The sequence below is a fragment of the Stenotrophomonas sp. Steno-C17 genome, from assembly GCF_056393165.1.
The window spans coordinates 175,591-191,410 of the sequence record NZ_JBWJPD010000007.1 but is presented as its reverse complement, the minus strand read 5'-3'; the positions used below and the strand labels follow the sequence as shown (position 1 = coordinate 191,410).

General features: G+C 65.6%; 18 protein-coding genes. 13 read left to right on the top strand and 5 right to left on the bottom strand.

Annotated features, from left to right (window positions below; all coding sequences use genetic code 11):
• Positions 1–282 (top strand): hypothetical protein (locus AC06FA_RS08800; protein ID WP_478067961.1); only part of this gene is annotated, 282 nt, incomplete at its 5' end.
• Positions 283–547: 265 nt separating this feature from the next.
• On the opposite strand, the gene AC06FA_RS08795 is transcribed toward AC06FA_RS08800, so the two are convergent.
• Together AC06FA_RS08795 and AC06FA_RS08790 are read right to left on the bottom strand one after the other, a co-directional pair.
• Positions 548–847 (bottom strand): hypothetical protein, encoded by a 300-nt coding sequence (locus tag AC06FA_RS08795; protein WP_478067960.1) that lies wholly within the window; start codon positions 845–847, stop codon positions 548–550.
• A 148-nt stretch (positions 848–995) separates the two neighbouring features.
• Positions 996–1,283, bottom strand: coding sequence for a hypothetical protein (locus AC06FA_RS08790; RefSeq protein ID WP_478067959.1), 288 nt, complete (start codon positions 1,281–1,283; stop codon positions 996–998).
• A gap of 148 nt (positions 1,284–1,431) precedes the next feature.
• On the opposite strand from AC06FA_RS08790, the gene AC06FA_RS08785 reads away from it, so the two are divergent.
• On the top strand, positions 1,432–1,656 hold the full coding sequence (locus AC06FA_RS08785; RefSeq protein WP_478067958.1) for a hypothetical protein: 225 nt from the start codon (positions 1,432–1,434) through the stop codon (positions 1,654–1,656).
• Between the two features lie 358 nt (positions 1,657–2,014).
• The gene (locus AC06FA_RS08780) at positions 2,015–2,230 is read left to right on the top strand and encodes a hypothetical protein (protein WP_478067957.1); all 216 of its coding nucleotides are present in this window, start codon (positions 2,015–2,017) and stop codon (positions 2,228–2,230) included.
• Between the two features lie 422 nt (positions 2,231–2,652).
• Here AC06FA_RS08780 and AC06FA_RS08775 read toward each other — a convergent pair whose 3' ends face one another.
• On the bottom strand, positions 2,653–3,354 hold the full coding sequence (locus AC06FA_RS08775) for a hypothetical protein (protein ID WP_478067956.1): 702 nt from the start codon (positions 3,352–3,354) through the stop codon (positions 2,653–2,655).
• Positions 3,355–3,637: 283 nt separating this feature from the next.
• Here AC06FA_RS08775 and AC06FA_RS08770 point away from each other — a divergent pair, with 283 nt between their 5' ends.
• Complete coding sequence (locus AC06FA_RS08770; protein ID WP_478067955.1) at positions 3,638–4,327, top strand: MarC family protein; 690 nt, start codon at positions 3,638–3,640, stop codon at positions 4,325–4,327.
• 233 nt (positions 4,328–4,560) lie between these two features.
• On the opposite strand, the gene AC06FA_RS08765 is transcribed toward AC06FA_RS08770, so the two are convergent.
• Positions 4,561–4,920: a response regulator gene (locus AC06FA_RS08765; RefSeq protein WP_108749445.1), complete on the bottom strand. Its 360-nt coding sequence runs from the start codon at positions 4,918–4,920 to the stop codon at positions 4,561–4,563.
• The gene (locus tag AC06FA_RS08760) at positions 4,910–6,076 is read right to left on the bottom strand and encodes a two-component system sensor histidine kinase NtrB (RefSeq protein ID WP_478067966.1); all 1,167 of its coding nucleotides are present in this window, start codon (positions 6,074–6,076) and stop codon (positions 4,910–4,912) included. The genes AC06FA_RS08765 and AC06FA_RS08760 overlap by 11 nt, the downstream gene beginning before the upstream one ends.
• Before the next feature lie 143 nt (positions 6,077–6,219).
• Between AC06FA_RS08760 and AC06FA_RS08755 the strand changes: the two genes are divergently transcribed.
• From AC06FA_RS08755 to AC06FA_RS08715, 9 genes are all read left to right on the top strand, one after another.
• A complete protein-coding gene (locus tag AC06FA_RS08755; RefSeq protein WP_478067954.1) occupies positions 6,220–9,330 on the top strand; it encodes a hybrid sensor histidine kinase/response regulator in 3,111 nt (1,036 codons plus the stop codon).
• Positions 9,327–10,151 carry a CheR family methyltransferase gene (locus tag AC06FA_RS08750; RefSeq protein ID WP_312709286.1) on the top strand — a complete coding sequence of 275 codons (825 nt, stop codon included), beginning with the start codon at positions 9,327–9,329 and terminating at the stop codon, positions 10,149–10,151. The genes AC06FA_RS08755 and AC06FA_RS08750 overlap by 4 nt, the downstream gene beginning before the upstream one ends.
• A complete protein-coding gene (locus AC06FA_RS08745; protein ID WP_478067953.1) occupies positions 10,151–10,723 on the top strand; it encodes a chemotaxis protein CheB in 573 nt (190 codons plus the stop codon). The genes AC06FA_RS08750 and AC06FA_RS08745 overlap by 1 nt, the downstream gene beginning before the upstream one ends.
• A complete protein-coding gene (locus AC06FA_RS08740) occupies positions 10,720–11,859 on the top strand; it encodes a hybrid sensor histidine kinase/response regulator (protein ID WP_478067952.1) in 1,140 nt (379 codons plus the stop codon). Before AC06FA_RS08745 ends, AC06FA_RS08740 begins: the two co-directional genes overlap by 4 nt.
• Before the next feature lie 83 nt (positions 11,860–11,942).
• Complete coding sequence (locus tag AC06FA_RS08735) at positions 11,943–12,362, top strand: BLUF domain-containing protein (RefSeq protein ID WP_478067951.1); 420 nt, start codon at positions 11,943–11,945, stop codon at positions 12,360–12,362.
• A gap of 83 nt (positions 12,363–12,445) precedes the next feature.
• A complete protein-coding gene (locus AC06FA_RS08730; protein WP_478067950.1) occupies positions 12,446–13,498 on the top strand; it encodes a linear amide C-N hydrolase in 1,053 nt (350 codons plus the stop codon).
• Between the two features lie 54 nt (positions 13,499–13,552).
• The gene (locus AC06FA_RS08725) at positions 13,553–14,251 is read left to right on the top strand and encodes a helix-turn-helix transcriptional regulator (RefSeq protein ID WP_478067965.1); all 699 of its coding nucleotides are present in this window, start codon (positions 13,553–13,555) and stop codon (positions 14,249–14,251) included.
• A gap of 301 nt (positions 14,252–14,552) precedes the next feature.
• On the top strand, positions 14,553–15,503 hold the full coding sequence (locus AC06FA_RS08720; protein ID WP_478067949.1) for a DMT family transporter: 951 nt from the start codon (positions 14,553–14,555) through the stop codon (positions 15,501–15,503).
• A 138-nt stretch (positions 15,504–15,641) separates the two neighbouring features.
• The gene (locus AC06FA_RS08715) at positions 15,642–15,779 is read left to right on the top strand and encodes a hypothetical protein (RefSeq protein WP_478067948.1); all 138 of its coding nucleotides are present in this window, start codon (positions 15,642–15,644) and stop codon (positions 15,777–15,779) included.
• Positions 15,780–15,820: the final 41 nt, after the last annotated feature.

Sequence of the window (15,820 nt, the reverse complement as noted above, 5' to 3'; positions counted from 1 at the left end):
CGGATCAACGACGTACGTTCATGGCCGATCATCGTCCAAGTCAGGGGAAGGGGCATGAGGACGGAGGGCTACCGTCGAACGCTGCATGGCGTGATCGATGGCCATCGCTTCCAGATAACGGTGACCAGCGAAATGGCTGACCTGTTCAATTTCCTGGCCACTGTTGATGGTGCAAGGGTGAACGTGCCGCAGCAGGGCGCTATTCGCAACAAAGGTGATGCCATGCAGCTTGCGCTTGCCGCTATCGAGCGACACATCGAGGAGTTGGGTCGGCGAGCGTAAGCCTTGTTGCGCGGCCGTTACGGCCCTGCTCATCCCTGTTGACGGGGAAGAAGGAGTCGTCGGGGCGACGCCGACTTCGACGGACATGTCCGGACTGCAACTACGCAAAGAATTCCTGATCGCTCACGCGGCACCCCACCGGCCACCGGGGCCACCCGGCATTGTGCCTGGGATCGGATGGCTGGTTGGGTGCAGGCGCGTCGGCAAGTACCTTGGAAGGCTGCTGCCCGGTCGCAGGGGGGGGGCTTTAGCGCTGATCTCCGATCTACGGCCTGTACAGCTCGTCCGGGTCGATGCCAGCCATCCAAAGAAGGCGGTCGCGACGGACCTGCTCAGCCCATTTTTCCCGAAGTACATCCATGGGAACAACACCCATAGCGCCGCAGGCGGGGCAGGTCAGATCTATGCAGGTGGCGCCCCGAGCGAAGCCGTGGCCTTCCGACAGGCGATCCACGTAATCGCAGGCCGAGCATTTGCAGAAGACGGCTTCAATACCATCCAAGTTTGGATTGTTCCGCAATGTTGAGCGGATCCGGATGATACGGAAAGAGTCGAAGGCGGGCATGTGTCTAGCCAGTATGGGGCTGGACACGGGCACGAAGGTCGTCGTACCGGAGAAGAGCCAAGAGTCTGGAGTGTCTCACGTAGGCGTGAACGCATCATAAAGACCGCGCTCGCAGGCAGCGAATCCCGCCGGTTTTAGCCTTCCATATCTACAGCGGTGACACCGAGATGAGTTTCCAGCAGCCTTCGGCAATCTCTTCCGCACCAGGATCTCCTCGAAGGCTGGGACGGCGTTGCAGGCGCTCCCTGAGGTCGAGCAGCCAAGCGGGTCTGGAGCCGTGCGGGTTCCTGATGTAGATGTCGCAGGCCAACCGAACAATCGGCGCGACTTCGTGGCGAAAATTGAGCGCAGGGAGCGCGCCGGCATTGAAGGCGAGTTCCCAGTGGCTTAGTTCTCGGCTGATGTCGACATAGTCTTTGTCTCTACGGCTTTCCATGGCAGCTCTCCTTCGGGAGCTTGGACTCTACTCGCTCGGTTGTTGTGCTGTTTGCGCCCTTGTTCATAAAGGGGCTGCCGCTACACGCTGGCCCAACACGCCATGGAGGACTGTAAATGGGCGGCATAGGGTCGTACCGGAGTAAAAAATGAACAACGTCAAGCAACGTCAAGGCAGTCGCCCCGCTGAAGGTGGCGACGCGGAGCGCGCTGCTCAGCAGGGGCAGGGCCAAGCAGGTGGTGAAGGACTCGGCGGCGGTTCTGATGGAGAGGAAGGGAAGGATCCCCAGAAGCAGCAGCAAAGCAGCCAGGAAGGTGGGCAACAGGGAGACGTCAAGGATAAACAGGGCGAGAAGCAGAACGCTCGCCGTTGAAACACGGCAGGAGGCCGCGCATCACGCGGCTTTCTGCTGACCAGCCGGAAGCAGGAAACATGGCCCTTCACGAGCAGACGGTGAGCCTTATGGCCAAGATCATGTATCAGTCCAGGCCATCCAGTACGACCACAATGGGTTCGTGCCGCACTTGTCGTTGCCCCAGTCCGGGCGGAATGGAGTGCGCGCGTTGCCTCACGGATGAGCTGGGAAGAGTAATTGAGAATCATGGGGCCGCAATTCGTTGGCTTGATTCGTTCCTGAAAGTGCAGCAGGACGAGGCGCAAGTGCTTCTATGCGCCTCCCGTGTCATTCGTGGCCACCCTGGCTGAGCAGTCGACGGGGTTCAGATCCGGGTATGCCGTTCTTCATCAACATCTATGACAGAAATGGACTGGGCCTTCGGCTTCCAGAGGGTTGGTGGATCGACCTGTCCAGCACACCCCCGGCGTTGGTGCGGCGATCAACCCGCATCGACCTGCCGATGTCCTGTGCGGATGAGCACCCGCGGCTGGATCCGGTCGTCCTGCAGGATCTCTGTCGTCGCATTGAAGGTGCGCAATGGTTGACCTAGAGAAGTACGATCCTGTGAACGTGCGTTGGCTCAGCTTCCGTTTGAAGAACGGCCAGTCAATAGGTCCAGGGAAGCTGAAGGCTATCTGGTCTGATGCTTCTGAGACCAATAATTGCAGCGTGCGCAGGGAGCAGGGTCCGGACGGTCACGTCGTCTACGCGCTGTACGCGTCGCGCGGTCTTCAAATGCCACGGCGCGCAGAGATACGGCTTCGGGGGATGTTGGAGAATGCGGGATACGCCTTCACGATGGGGGCGATAGCGGGCCGACATCCAGTGGGAGGCTAGCCGCCATCCGGGCCAATGCGATGCTGGCACCGTGGTCGGCGCTGCCGGTGACCATGCAAATGGGATGGGGCGAATGAAGGCGTGGAACAGGGAGGGTCAGCAAGCTCGCACCATTCCAGCGAGGGGCCGGCGGCGTCACTTACCCTGTGGTGGCAAGGTGAACGGGAAGGTGTGATCGCAGACAACCCCTTGCGCTGTTCTCGGGCGTGGCGACGCAGCTGGCCCGGATTCGGGAGCGGATGCGCGCTGTCTCTGGCAGCGTGCGGATTGCCGTGTGAGCCGTATGATCCGTTCCGCTTGAGTACCGGCCACACTGGGCAGGACGATCTCGCCGGCCACCGCTGCTCCAACAATCATTGCGAGGGTCAGTTCGGGCGTGGCGGTAATGTTGAGCAGGAACATCAATCCCGCCGATGTGGCACCCACTATGGCGATGAACATCATCCAGACCATTACTTTGGCGACCATCACCATTGGCTTGTTTGCCAGCAGGCCTGATTTCGATGCGGGCTGTGTGATCTGGATGCTATGCGTCAGATCGATGGCCTGCAGATAGCGGCACGTCTCTGACGTCTGGCCTGTTATCCAGGCAATGATTTCGTGGGCACCCAAGCAGAAAACAAAACCTATGATGTAGCCGGCGACCCAATAGGTGAGGGCGCTGTTGAACGGGAAGAACACTTCAACAAGGGCGGCGACGCAGCACATCAGCGCCACTGCCAACGCCAGCACTGCCAAGGAATTGCGCCATGCCCGTGCGAATGATTGTGGTGTGGCCTGCCGATCGGGGCTTGCGTTTGGCCGGGCAACGCCGATGTCCCTTCTGCTCAACGTCATCTCAACTCCTTGGCATCGCGTCGCCTGTCCGTACTCACACGGTTAGCGGCCGCTGCGCCCGAACCTGAAGCGCCCGACCCATCTCCACGCCCACTGCACACGGCGTCCAGCACGCTGCGGTCATCCCTTCCACGCAAGGATTTCCGCCATGAATACCCCCGGTACGCCCAAGCCCACCTGGAGACAGCGCCACGGCCTCTGGCTGGTGCTGGTCGTGGTGCTGATCATCTTCGGTGTCACCCTGTTCCTGCGCTGGTAACTGCCCAGCCCCACGGAGATGCCCGTGCAGTTGTCCACTCTGCTTGTCACCCTGGCCGGTGAACTGATCCTGGTGCCGGTCACCCTGCTGCCGATCATCAATCCGCTCAGCACGGCGTCGATCTTCGTTTCCACGGTGGGCAACCGCCGCGCGATGGCCAAGATGCTGGCGCGGCAGATCGCGGTGAACAGCTTCGTGGTGATCGTGCTGGCGATGCTGGTCGGCACCTATGTGCTGTCGCTGTTCGGCATTTCCCTGCCGGTGGTGCGCATCGGTGGAGGCCTGCTGGTGGCTGCGGCTGGCTGGCGCATGCTGGGCGCGCGCACCGACGACCCGCCCAGCCCGGCGCAGGAGCAGGCCGAGGCAATTGCCGATGCGCAACTGGAAGGCAAGAGTTTCTTTCCGCTGACGTTCCCGTTGACCACTGGGCCTGGCACCATTGCCGCGTGCATTACCCTGGGCACGCATGTGGAATCGGTGACGCCGCTGCATCTACTGTCAGGGGTGATCGTGGCGGTGGGCGGGGCGCTGCTGGTGGTGGGCGTGATCTATCTGATCCTGCGCAATTCCATCTTTCTGGTTACGCGGCTGGGCCCGACCGGTGCGGTAGTGATGCAGCAGCTGGTGGCGTTTGTGTTGCTGTGCATCGGCATCCAGCTGATGTGGACCGGCTGGGTGGATTTGAACCACGAGACGTTTGCGGGCGCGGCGTAGCGTTGAGATTGCTCGACGGAGGTCGCCCGGACCGTCGGCCGCACCCCGGAGCGACGCGAGGCGCTTTTGTAGCGTCGAGCTTGCTCGACGGATGGGGCAGAAGCAGTCGAGCGAGCTCGACTCTACGAACGGCCGAAGCCAGGGGCAGTCGAGCAAGCTCGACTCTACCGAAGCGGGTTCAGGGGTGTTGGATCGTACGCGCGTACCGGGGCGGCGGGCCGCGCGGTGCGGGGTCAGTGCTGCTGCAGCAGTTCCACCAGCTGGCGCAGGCGGTAGGGCTTGGGCAGGAATTCGACCTGGTCGGGCAGCGGCGGCAGCTGCGAGCGGGCGTAGCCGGAGGACAGGATCATGCGCGCGTGCGGCTGGTCGCGGGCCACGTGCTCGCTCAGTTCAATGCCCGACATGCCGTTGGGCATGCTGATGTCGCTGAACACCACGTCGAAACGGGTGCCGCTCTGCAGCAGGGCCACGGCTTCGTGGCCATCGGCGGTGGTTTCCACGTCGATGCCGAAATCGCGCAGCGCCAAGCCGATCATCTCGCGCAGATCGGTCTGGTCCTCCACCATCAATACGCGGATCGGATCATCGGTCATGGGTGGAGTCCTCTAATGCAGGAAGCAGCAGGCTGACCGTCGTGCCAACACCGGGGGTGGTGGCCACGTCGACGAAACCGCCGCTCTGGGTGGTGAAACCGAACACCTGGCTCAGGCCCAGGCCGCTGCCTTTGCCAATGTCCTTGGTGGTGAAGAAGGGCTCGCTGGCGCGCTCGGCGATTTCCGGCGCCATGCCACGGCCCTCGTCGTGGACACGCAGGGTAACGTATGCGCGCTCGCTGTGCCCGTCGGCGTCGGGGTCCAGCCGTCGCTCCAGCGCCGTGGCAATCCGCACGCGCCCGCCCGGCGGGGTTGCTTCGGCCGCATTGGCGACCAGGTTGGTCAGTGCGGTTTCCAGCTGCGCGCGGTCCAGGCAGACCGGCGGCAGGCCCAGGGTCATCGAGGTGTCCAGGCCGATGCCGGTCGGGCAGGACCGCTGCAGGGCCTCCAGCTGGCCACCGATCAAGGCATTGATGTCCACCCGGTCGCGCACCAGGGTCTGCCCGGAACTGAACGCCAGCAGCTGCCGGGTCAGCAGGGCGCCACGGTCGGTCGCCGCCTGGGCGCTGGCCAGCAGCTCCTGCGCCCGCGCGTCCTGGCCGACCCGCAGCGAGACCAGGTCGATGGCATTGCCGATGGTGGTCAGCAGGTTGTTGAATTCGTGCGACAAGCCGCGGCTGAGCCGGCCGACGGTCTCGAACTGCTGGGTCTGGCGCAGCGCCCGCTGGGCATCGCGAAGCAGCCGCTGGGCCTGCCAGCTTTCGGTGATGTCGCGGGTGATCTTGACGAAGCCCAGCAGTTGGCCCTGCTCGACCACCGGCTCGATCACGATGCTGGCGCGGAACGAGGAGCCGTCCTTGCGCAGCCGCCAGCCCTCGCTGGCATGGTGGCCCTCGCGCGCGGCCTGCTGCAGCAGGCGCTGCGGCTCGCCGGCCTCGCGATCCTTGGCCAGGTAAAAGCGGCCGAAATGGGTGCCCACCACTTCCTCGGCAGAGAAGCCCTTGATGCGCTGCGCGCCCGGGTTCCAGCTGCAGATGATGCCGTCGGGATCGAGCAGGTACAGCGCATGGTCATGCACGCTGTCAATCAGCAATCGCAGTTGTCGTGAGGGATCCGTCAGTGCGGAATCCGTGAATGCGGCAGCGACCACGTCAATAGAAAAAGCCCCTGTAAGGGCGCAGACCCTAGGCAGCGTAGCGTGAAGGATATGTGCAGGCGCTGCGTGTGCCATTCGTCGTATGCGGCTGAATGCGACACGGGGTATCCTCATTGCCCTTTTTCCCACTGGAATCACGCCGCATGCGTCCTGGTGCAACCCTACGCGACCGTTGGATCTGGACGGCTTCAGCTGTGCTGCTTGCGGCAACCGCCGCGATGGAACTGGTGGTGCCGCTGGGCTACGCGGTCTGGCTGGCCTACTTCATGGCCGTGGGCGTGACGGTGTTCCAGCGCAGTGCGCGGGTGCCGTTCATGGTGGCGGTGATCGCCTGCGGGCTGCTGGCCATCGGCTACAACGTGGCGCCGGCCAGCAGCAATTCGGCGTTCTCGTTCGTGAACCGCAGCATTGGCGGCGTGGCCTTCCTGATGATCGCGCTGATCGTGTCGCGCGCCATCGAAGCGCGGCGCCAGGCCATGCGCGCGCTGTGGCTGCAGGAAGCGGAGAACGCGGTGGCCATGAGCCTGCGTGGCGACCTGGGCCCGGAACAGATTGCCGAGGCGGCCATGTCCAGCCTGGCGGCACAGTTGCAGGCGCAGGTGGGCGTGCTCTACCGCCTGGAAGGTGGGCGGTTGCAGCTGACCGGCGGTGTGGCCCTGCCCAGCGGCATTGCCAGTGCCGTGGGCGTGCAGGAGGGGCTGCTGGGCCAGGTGACCCGCGATGCACGCGTGCTGCATGTGTCCGGCAGTGATGCGCAGGCGCTGGAGCTGCAATCCAGCCTGGGCCGCATTGCGGTGCGCGAACGCATCCTGGCGCCGATCAGCAGCGACGGCAGCCTGGTGGGTGTGATCGAGCTGGGGCGCGGCAGCCCGGGCCAGCAGACCGCGCTGGACACCGAACTGCTGCAACGCTGCGGCGAAACCGTGGGCATGGCACTGCGCGCGTCAATGCTGCGCGCGCAGCTGGTGGTGCTGCTGGAAGAATCGCAGCGACAGGGCGAGGAGCTGCAGGCACAGCAGGAAGAACTGCGCGTGGCCAACGAAGAGCTGGAAGAGCAGAGCCGCAGCCTGATGCAGTCGCAGGGGCACCTGGAGCAGCAGCAGGCCGAGCTGGAACAGAGCAACGTGCAGCTGGAAGAGCGCACCCACGAACTGGAAGCGCAGAAGCAGGCGCTGCTGGTGGCGCAGGGGCAGCTGGTGCGCAACAGCAACGAGCTGGCGGCTACCTCGCGTTACAAGTCCGAATTCCTGGCCAACATGTCGCACGAGCTGCGCACGCCGCTGAACAGCTCGCTGATCCTGGCCAAGCTGCTGGCCGACAACAAGGACGGCACGCTGACCGAGGAGCAGGTGAAGTACGCCCGCGCGATCCTGTCGTCGAACAACGACCTGCTGGCGCTGATCAACGATATCCTGGATCTGTCGCGCATCGAGGCCGGCCATGTCGAGCTGGCCGACGAAGTGGTGGTGGTGGACAGCGTGATGCAGCGCCTGCGCGAAACCTTCGAGCCGATGGCGCGGCAGAAGGGCCTGGCCCTGCAGATCGAAGCCGATGCACTGGCACCGACCCAGCTGGTGGCCGACAGCCAGCGCCTGCAGCAGATCCTGAAGAACCTGCTGGCCAATGCGGTGAAGTTCACCGAGCACGGCAAGGTGAGCCTGCACGTGCGTGCCGCTGGCAATGGGCGCGTGCGTTTTGAAGTGGCCGACAGTGGCATCGGTATTGCCCGCGACCAGCTGCAGACGATCTTCGAGGCGTTCCGCCAGGCCGATGGCAGCACCCGCCGCCGTTACGGTGGCACCGGCCTGGGCCTGTCGATCTCGCGCGATCTGGCTGAGCGTATGGGCGGCGATATCCAGGTGGACAGCGAACCGGGACGGGGCAGCTGCTTCATCCTGGAGCTGCCGCTGCAGGGCGCACCGGCAACGGCTGAAGCGGTGCCGCATGCGCCGGCTGATGTGGCACCGGTTGCCGCCACGCCTGCTGCCGTGCATGCACCCGCGCCGCCGCCGGCGGGTGCCCAGGGCGCCGCCGCGCCAGTGCGCACCGTGGCCGATGACCGTGGCCAGCGCCGCCACGGCGGCCGCCTGATCCTGGCGGTGGAAGACGATGCGACTTTCGCCGAAGCGCTGGTGGTGCTGGCCCACGAGCTTGACTTCGACTGCGTGGTGGCGACCACGGCCGAAGAGGCGCTGGCGCTGGCCGTGGAGCTGCGCCCGAACGGCATCCTGCTGGATATCGGCTTGCCGGATGTGTCCGGCCTGAGCGTGCTGGAGCGACTGAAGCGCAACCCGGATACGCGGCACATTCCGGTGCATGTGGTGTCGGCGATGGATCGCAGCCAGGTGGCGCGCGAACTGGGCGCGATCGGTTTTGCGATCAAGCCAACCACCCGCGAACGCCTGGTGGCGGCCATCGAGCAGCTGGAACAGACCAGCCAGCGCGACGTGCGCCGCCTGCTGATCGTGGAAGACGACAGCGACCTGCGGCACAACCTGGAACTGCTGCTGGGCCGCGACCAGCTGCAGATCGTGGCCGTGGGTACCCAGGCCGAGGCGCTGCAGCAGCTGAGCACAGTCACATTCGATTGCATGGTGATGGACCTGGCCCTGCCCGATGGCAGTGGCTATGACCTGCTGGAACACATGGCCGGCAACGATGATGTCGGCTTCCCGCCGGTGATCGTCTACACCGGCCGCGCGCTCAGCCGCGAGGACGAGCAGCGCCTGCGCCGCTATTCCAAGAGCATCATCATCAAGGGCGCGCGTTCGCCCGAGCGGCTGCTGGATGAAGTGACCCTGTTCCTGCACAGCGTGGAGGCGAGCCTGCCCAGCGACCAGCAGCGCCTGCTGCGCGAGGCGCGCCGCCGCGACACCGTGCTGGATGGCCGCACCGTGCTGCTGGCCGAAGACGATGTACGCAACATCTTCGCCCTGTCCAGCGTGCTGGAACCGCTGGGCGTGAGCCTGGAGATCGCGCGCAACGGCCAGGAAGCGGTGGATCGCCTGGCCCAGCGCGAGGTGGACCTGGTGCTGATGGACATCATGATGCCGGAGAAGGATGGCCTTACCGCCATGCGCGAGATCCGCGCGCAGCGGCACCTGCAGGACCTGCCGATCATCGCGCTGACCGCCAAGGCCATGCCCGATGACCGCGAGCGCTGCCTGCAGGCCGGCGCCAACGATTACATCGCCAAGCCCATCGACGTGGACAAGCTGGTGTCGCTGTGCCGCGTGTGGTGCTCGCGGCAATGAACGAACAGGCGCTGTTCGACCTGGAACTGAAGGTGCTGCTGGAAGCGTTGTACCAGCGCTACCACTACGACTTCCGCAGCTACGCCATTTCGTCGCTGCGCCGCCGCGTGCGCCAGGCCATGCAGCGTTACGAGTGCGAACGGCTGGTGGACCTGCAGTACCGCTTGCTGCATGAGCCGGAGTTGTTTGCCCAGGCCATGCAGTTCTTCACCGTGCAGGTGTCGGAGATGTTCCGCGATCCGGCCTACTTCCGCGAGCTGCGCGAGCAGGTGGTGCCGGTACTGCGCACCTGGCCGTCGGTGAAGCTGTGGGTGGCCGGCTGCAGCACGGGCGAAGAAGTCTGGTCGCTGGCGATCCTGCTGCACGAGGAAGGCCTGCTCGAGCGCAGCATCGTCTACGCCACGGACATCAATCCCGAGGCCCTGGCCACTGCCGAAGCCGGCGCGTATGGCATCGACCGGCTGGCACAGTTCAGCCGCAATTACCTGGCCGCCGGCGGCACAGGTTCACTGTCTGACTACTACGCCACCGCCTACGATGGCGCGGTGTTCGATCGCCAGCTGCGTCGCAACGTGGTGTTCGCCGACCACAGCCTGGCCACCGACACGGTGTTTTCCGAAGTGCATCTGGTGTCGTGCCGCAACGTGCTGATCTATTTCAACCGCGATCTGCAGGACCGTGCGGTCGGGCTGTTCCGCGAAGCGCTGGTGCACCGGGGCTTCCTCGGCCTGGGCAGCAAGGAATCGCTGCAGTTCGGTATCCATCACGGCGCGTTCGAAGTCTGTTCGCGCGAACATCGCCTGTACCGGAAGGTGGCCTGATGCCCGGGCCGCATCCGGCACTGGTGGTGGTCGGCGCTTCGGCAGGGGGCGTGGCCGCGTTGCAGCAGGTGCTGGGCGCACTGCCAGCCGATCTGCCGGTGCCGGTGCTGGTGGTGCTGCACCTGCCGCGCGATCGCAGCAGCCGCATTGCCGAGGTGCTGGCGCCGTACTGCGCGGTCACCCTGCGCGAGGCGGAGGACAAGCAGCCGCTGCAGCCGGGAACGGTGACCTTCGCGCCGCCGGACTACCACCTGCTGGTGGAAGACACCCGTGGCGTGGCGCTGTCGATGGATGCACCGGTGCTGTTCTCGCGGCCGGCCATCGATCCACTGTTTGAATCGGCGGCGGCGGTATTCGGCCCCGATGTGCTGGCGGTGCTGCTGACCGGGGCCAGCAGCGATGGCAGCGAAGGTGTGGCCGCGGTGCGCAACGCCGGTGGTCGCGCCTGGCTGCAATGCCCCGAGGAGGCTGAGGCATCGATGATGCCAGCGTCCGCCCTGCAGCACGCCGGCGCTGACGCCGTGCTGTCCCTTGATCTGTTGTGCCGCCACCTGAAGGAAGTTTTCGCATGAACCTGCTGCCGCCCGAGCCTGCCCCGACGCAGTCGCCGGTCAACCTGCTGATCGTCGATGACGTGCCGCAGAACCTGGTAGCCATGCAGGCGCTGCTGCGCCGCGACGGTGTGAACCTGCTGCTGGCCGGTTCCGGTGCGCAGGCGCTGGAGCTGCTGCTGGAGCACGAAGTGGCGCTGGCGCTGCTGGACGTGCACATGCCCGAGATCGATGGCTTCACCCTGGCCGAACTGATGCGCGGCTCGCAGCGCAGCCGCGATGTGCCGATCATCTTCCTGACCGCTTCGCCGGACGACCCGGTACGCGCGTTCAAGGGCTATGAAACCGGTGCGGTGGATTTCCTGCACAAGCCGGTGGCCCCGCAGGTGATCCTGAGCAAGGTGAGTGTGTTCATCGAGCTCTACCAGCAACGGCAGTTGCTGAAGGCCCGCAACGAGGCGCTGGAGCGTGCGCTCAAGCTCAACGAAACCATGGCCGCGGTGCTGACCCACGACCTGCGCACCCCGCTGTCGGCGATCCTGCTGTGTGCCGACAAGCTGAGTCTGGAGCTGCCGGCGGACAACGCGTCGGCGCAGCAGACCCTGAAGCATCTGGAGGCCAGCACGGTGCGCATGGCGCGCATGGTGGAGCAGTTGCTGGACTTCTCGCGCATCCGCACGGGCGGGCTGCGCATGGATGCGGCCGCCTGTGACCTGGCCGAGGTGACCCGCGCGGTACTGGCCGAGGCGGGCAGTGCCCATGGCAGTACGCGGCTGCAGTTCGAACAGAACGGCGATGGCGGCCTGCAGGGCGACCTGGACCGGCTGGGCCAGATCGCGGCGAACCTGGTGGGCAACGCCTTGACCCATGGTGGGGATTCGGCCGTGCAGGTACAGGTGGATGGCCGTGATGCACACACGGTCACCCTGCGCGTGCGCAACGCCGGGCAGATCGATGCAGCGCTGCTGCCGCGCCTGTTCGAACCGTTCAAGGCCAGCTTCCACCCCAGCAAGGGTCTGGGGCTGGGCTTGTACATCGCCGATCAGTTCGTGCGCGCGCATCACGGGCGGTTGACCGCACGCAACGAAGCGGGCCAGGTGGTGTTCGAGGCGATCCTGCCGCGCCGCGTCGACGGCCGCGCACTCGCCGTTTCCTGAATTCTTCAGCAAGTTCCGGCGGCGATTGAGACGCATCCGTCCGCAACTGCTACGGTGGGTGTCTCTCTGGTCAAGGACGCCTCATGCCACTGTGCGCCATCGCCTATGTCAGCCAGGCAAAGGCAGATCTTCCGGTTGAACGCATGCACGCGCTGGTGGATGACGCGGCACGCTTCAACAAGATGGCGGGCGTCACCGGCGTGCTGCTCAACGATGGCCAGCGGTTCCTGCAGTACATCGAAGGCCCGCCCGATGGCATCGATTCGGTGTACGAGCGGATCCTGCGCGCCGGCAGTCACCACGACCTGATGGAGCTGGCGCGCGGGCATCTGGGCCAGCGTCAGTTTCCCTATTGGTCGATGCGGGTGCTGCCGGTCGAGGCGTCTCTGCTGCGGCAGTTGGCCGCCGGCGACTGGTCTGGTTTCGCACGCACGCTGGACGGTGATGCCGGCGGCCCCACCGCCATCGACCTGCTGGCGCAGATCGTGCAGCCGTCCTTGTAAGGCGCGCTCCACGCAGACGGCTTCACCCGCAGGTCACAAGCGCCGCGCTTTCATCGGCTGATCCCCGGGGAATGGAGCACGACATGGCGCGCATGAAGTGGCAGGGCAGGGCGATGCTGGCAATGGCGCTGGCAGCGGCGGTTTCACCGGCACTGGCGTGCACGCGCGCGGTGTACCTGGGGGACAACGGCGATGTGATCACCGCCCGCTCCATGGACTGGAAGGTGGATGTAGCCACCAACCTGTATGTTCTTCCGCGGGGCATCGAACGCAACGGCCAGGCCGGGCCGAAGTCGATTGCCTGGAAGGCACGCTACGGCAGCGTGGTGGCCACCGGCTACGACGTGTCCACCACCGATGGCATGAACGAGAAGGGTCTGGTCGCCAACCTGCTGTGGCTGGTGGAATCGGAGTACCCGAAGAGCCGCAGCAACAAGCCGGGGTTGGCCATATCGCTGTGGGCGCAGTACGTGCTGGACAACTTCGCGACGGTACAGGAAGCGGTGGCTGCGCTTGAGCGCGAGCCGTACTCGATCGTGACCGACAAGGTGCCCGGCGAAGACCGCCAGGCCACGCTGCATTTGTCCCTGTCCGATGCCACTGGGGACAGCGCCATCGTCGAGTACATCGGCGGGCGCCAGGTGATCCACCATGATCGCCGCTACCAGGTGATGACCAATTCGCCCATATTCGATGAGCAGTTGGCCCTGAATGCCTACTGGAAGCAGATTGGCGGCACGGTGATGCTGCCCGGTACCAACCGCTCGGCCGATCGCTTCGCCCGCGCGTCGTTCTACATCAACGCCATTCCCAAGGCCGAAGACCCGGTGGTCGCGCTGGCCAGTGTGTTCAGCGTGATCCGCAACGCATCGGTGCCCTACGGCATTACCACGCCGGGCGAGCCGAACATTTCTTCCACCCGCTGGCGCACGGTGGCCGACCACAAGCGGCGCCTGTACTTCTTCGAATCGGCCCTCACGCCCAATACGTTCTGGGTGGATCTGAACAAGATCGACTTCGGCGGGCCGGTGCTGAAGCTGGACCTGGGCCCGGACCAGCGCAACACCTTTGCCGGTGATGCGCTGTCCCATTTCCAGCCCAGCAAGCCCTTCGCCTTCCTGGGGACCGACGGCTAGGGCGCGGCGCGATTCGGCATTGCAGGGGCCTTGCGTCGCGCGCACACTGCCCGGATGGGCGCGATCTTCCACCTGCGGCACTACGGCCAGGCCACCGGCCTGGACCGCCACGACTACGCGCAGTGGGTGCTGCCGCTGCAGGGCGAACTGCAGTTCGAGATGGAAGGCCACGGCGGCCGTCTGGACCTGCTGCAGGGCGCCTTCGTGGCCGCTGGCGAGGCCCACGACCAGATGGCGCACGGGCCGAACGGTTTCGTGATCGTCGATTGCGGCCCCGGCGTGCTGGACGACGCCACCCAGGAACATCTGTGCCGACAGCGCTGGCTGCACCTGCCGCAGCGCCTGCGCCAGCGGCTGGCCCATGTGCAAGCGGGGCAGGCAGTGCCGGAATTGTTGCCGGAGCTGTTACATGCCTTCGCCCCGGCCGGCAGCGGTGCGCGGCTGCAGGGTCTGTGCGCGGCGGTGCAGCGCGAACCTGGTCAGCCCTGGCCGGTGGCGCGCATGGCGGGATTTGTGGGGGTGAGTGAAAGTCGCCTGCATGCGCTGTTCCTGCGCGAATTCGGGGTCAGCCCACAGGCGTGGCTGAGTGCCAACCGGTTGCGGTGGGCCAAGCACCAGTTGTTGACCAGCGCCGCGCCGATCAGCCAGATCGCGCTGGCGGCGGGCTATTCGGAGCAGAGCGCGCTGACCCGCGCACTGCGTCGGGAGACGGGGATGACCCCGGCCGCCTGGCGGCGGGGCGAAGGGCTCTGATCTGAGCGGTGTGGGGCTGCGGCGAATTGCCCTGATTCGGGCGGCATGGTCTTGTGGCGGAACGACCGGACTCGGGCGGCGAATGGCTTTGGTAGCGTCGAGCTTGCTCGACGGCTCTTGCTGGAACGCCGTCGAGCAAGCTCGACGCTACGAAGAGCGGGGGCAAAAGCCGTCGAGCAAGCTCGACGCCCCGAAGAGCGGGCAAGGCCGCGGCCATGGGGCAGGGCAATAGCCTCGGTCAAGACGCGCGCGGCAGCGCCGCCTACACTGCGCGGCCTGTCCTTGCCCCGACGATGTATTCATGCGCAACAACCCGATGGCCCTGGGCATCGCCAATGGCGTTGCCGCTGGCGCGCTGTGGGGCGTGGTGTTCCTCGCTCCCGCTGTGCTGCGTTCGTTCAATGCCCTGCAACTGTCGGCCGGCCGCTACCTGGTCTACGGCTTGATTGCCCTGGTGTTGCTGCTGCCGCGCTGGAAGCGGCTGGCGCCGAAGCTGGGCCGCGCCGAATGGCTGGGCCTGCTCTGGCTCAGCCTGGCCGGCAACCTGGTGTATTTCCTGCTGCTGGCCACCGCCGTGCAGTGGGCCGGTGGCGCGGCGGCTTCGCTCATCGTCGGCCTGATCCCGGTCGTGGTGACCCTGGTCGGCGTGCGCGAGCAGGGTGCCGTGCCGTTGAAGCAGTTGCTGCCGGCGCTGGCGCTGTGCGTGCTCGGCGTGGCGCTGGTGGGTTGGGAGTCGCTGATGTCCGAGCACCTGGCGACGCCGTGGCGACAGCGCGTGCTGGGCCTGATCTGTGCGTTTGGTGCGCTGTTCTCGTGGGCGGTGTATTCGGTGGGCAACAGCCGCTGGCTGGCGCGGCGGCCGGATCTTTCCAGCCATGACTGGTCCATGCTGACCGGCGTGACCACCGGTGGCCTGGCCCTGCTGCTGGTGCCGATGGCCTTCATGGGCCAGGCCGCGGCGCACACCCCGGCGCAGTGGACGCTGTTCTGGAGCATCAGCGCAGGGGTGGCGGTGTTCGCCTCGCTGATCGGCAATGCCTTCTGGAACCGCGCCAGCCGCCTGTTGCCGCTCACCCTGACCGGGCAGATGATCGTGTTCGAGACCCTGTTCGCGCTGCTGTACGCGTTCGCCTGGCAGTGGCGCTGGCCGACCCTGCTGGAGGCGCTGGCCATCGTCTGCCTGGTGGCCGGGGTGCTGCTGTGTGCGCACGCGCATCGCGCCCCGCGCGCGATCGCCGAACATGCGGGCTGATTGCCTGCGTTGCGCGCGCTGATCGCCGCTTCGTCACAGATGCAACCAAATGGCGGCATGTTGGCAGATGATCGCCGCACAACATTTTTGCGTTGCAGCACTTGACAGCCCCCCGGCGCACAGTGTTTTCTGTGCGCCATGGTTCTCGATGCCGCCCTTGCCAGCCTGATCGCCCCCGCCACCGCGGGCCGCTCGACTGCGCCGGTCGCCATCACCACCATTACCACCATTACCACCGTCACCACTGCCCTGGTGCGGCCCGTCGTCTTCGTGTAACTCCCGAAAACCACGGCCCCGCACCATCCAGGTGGCGGGGA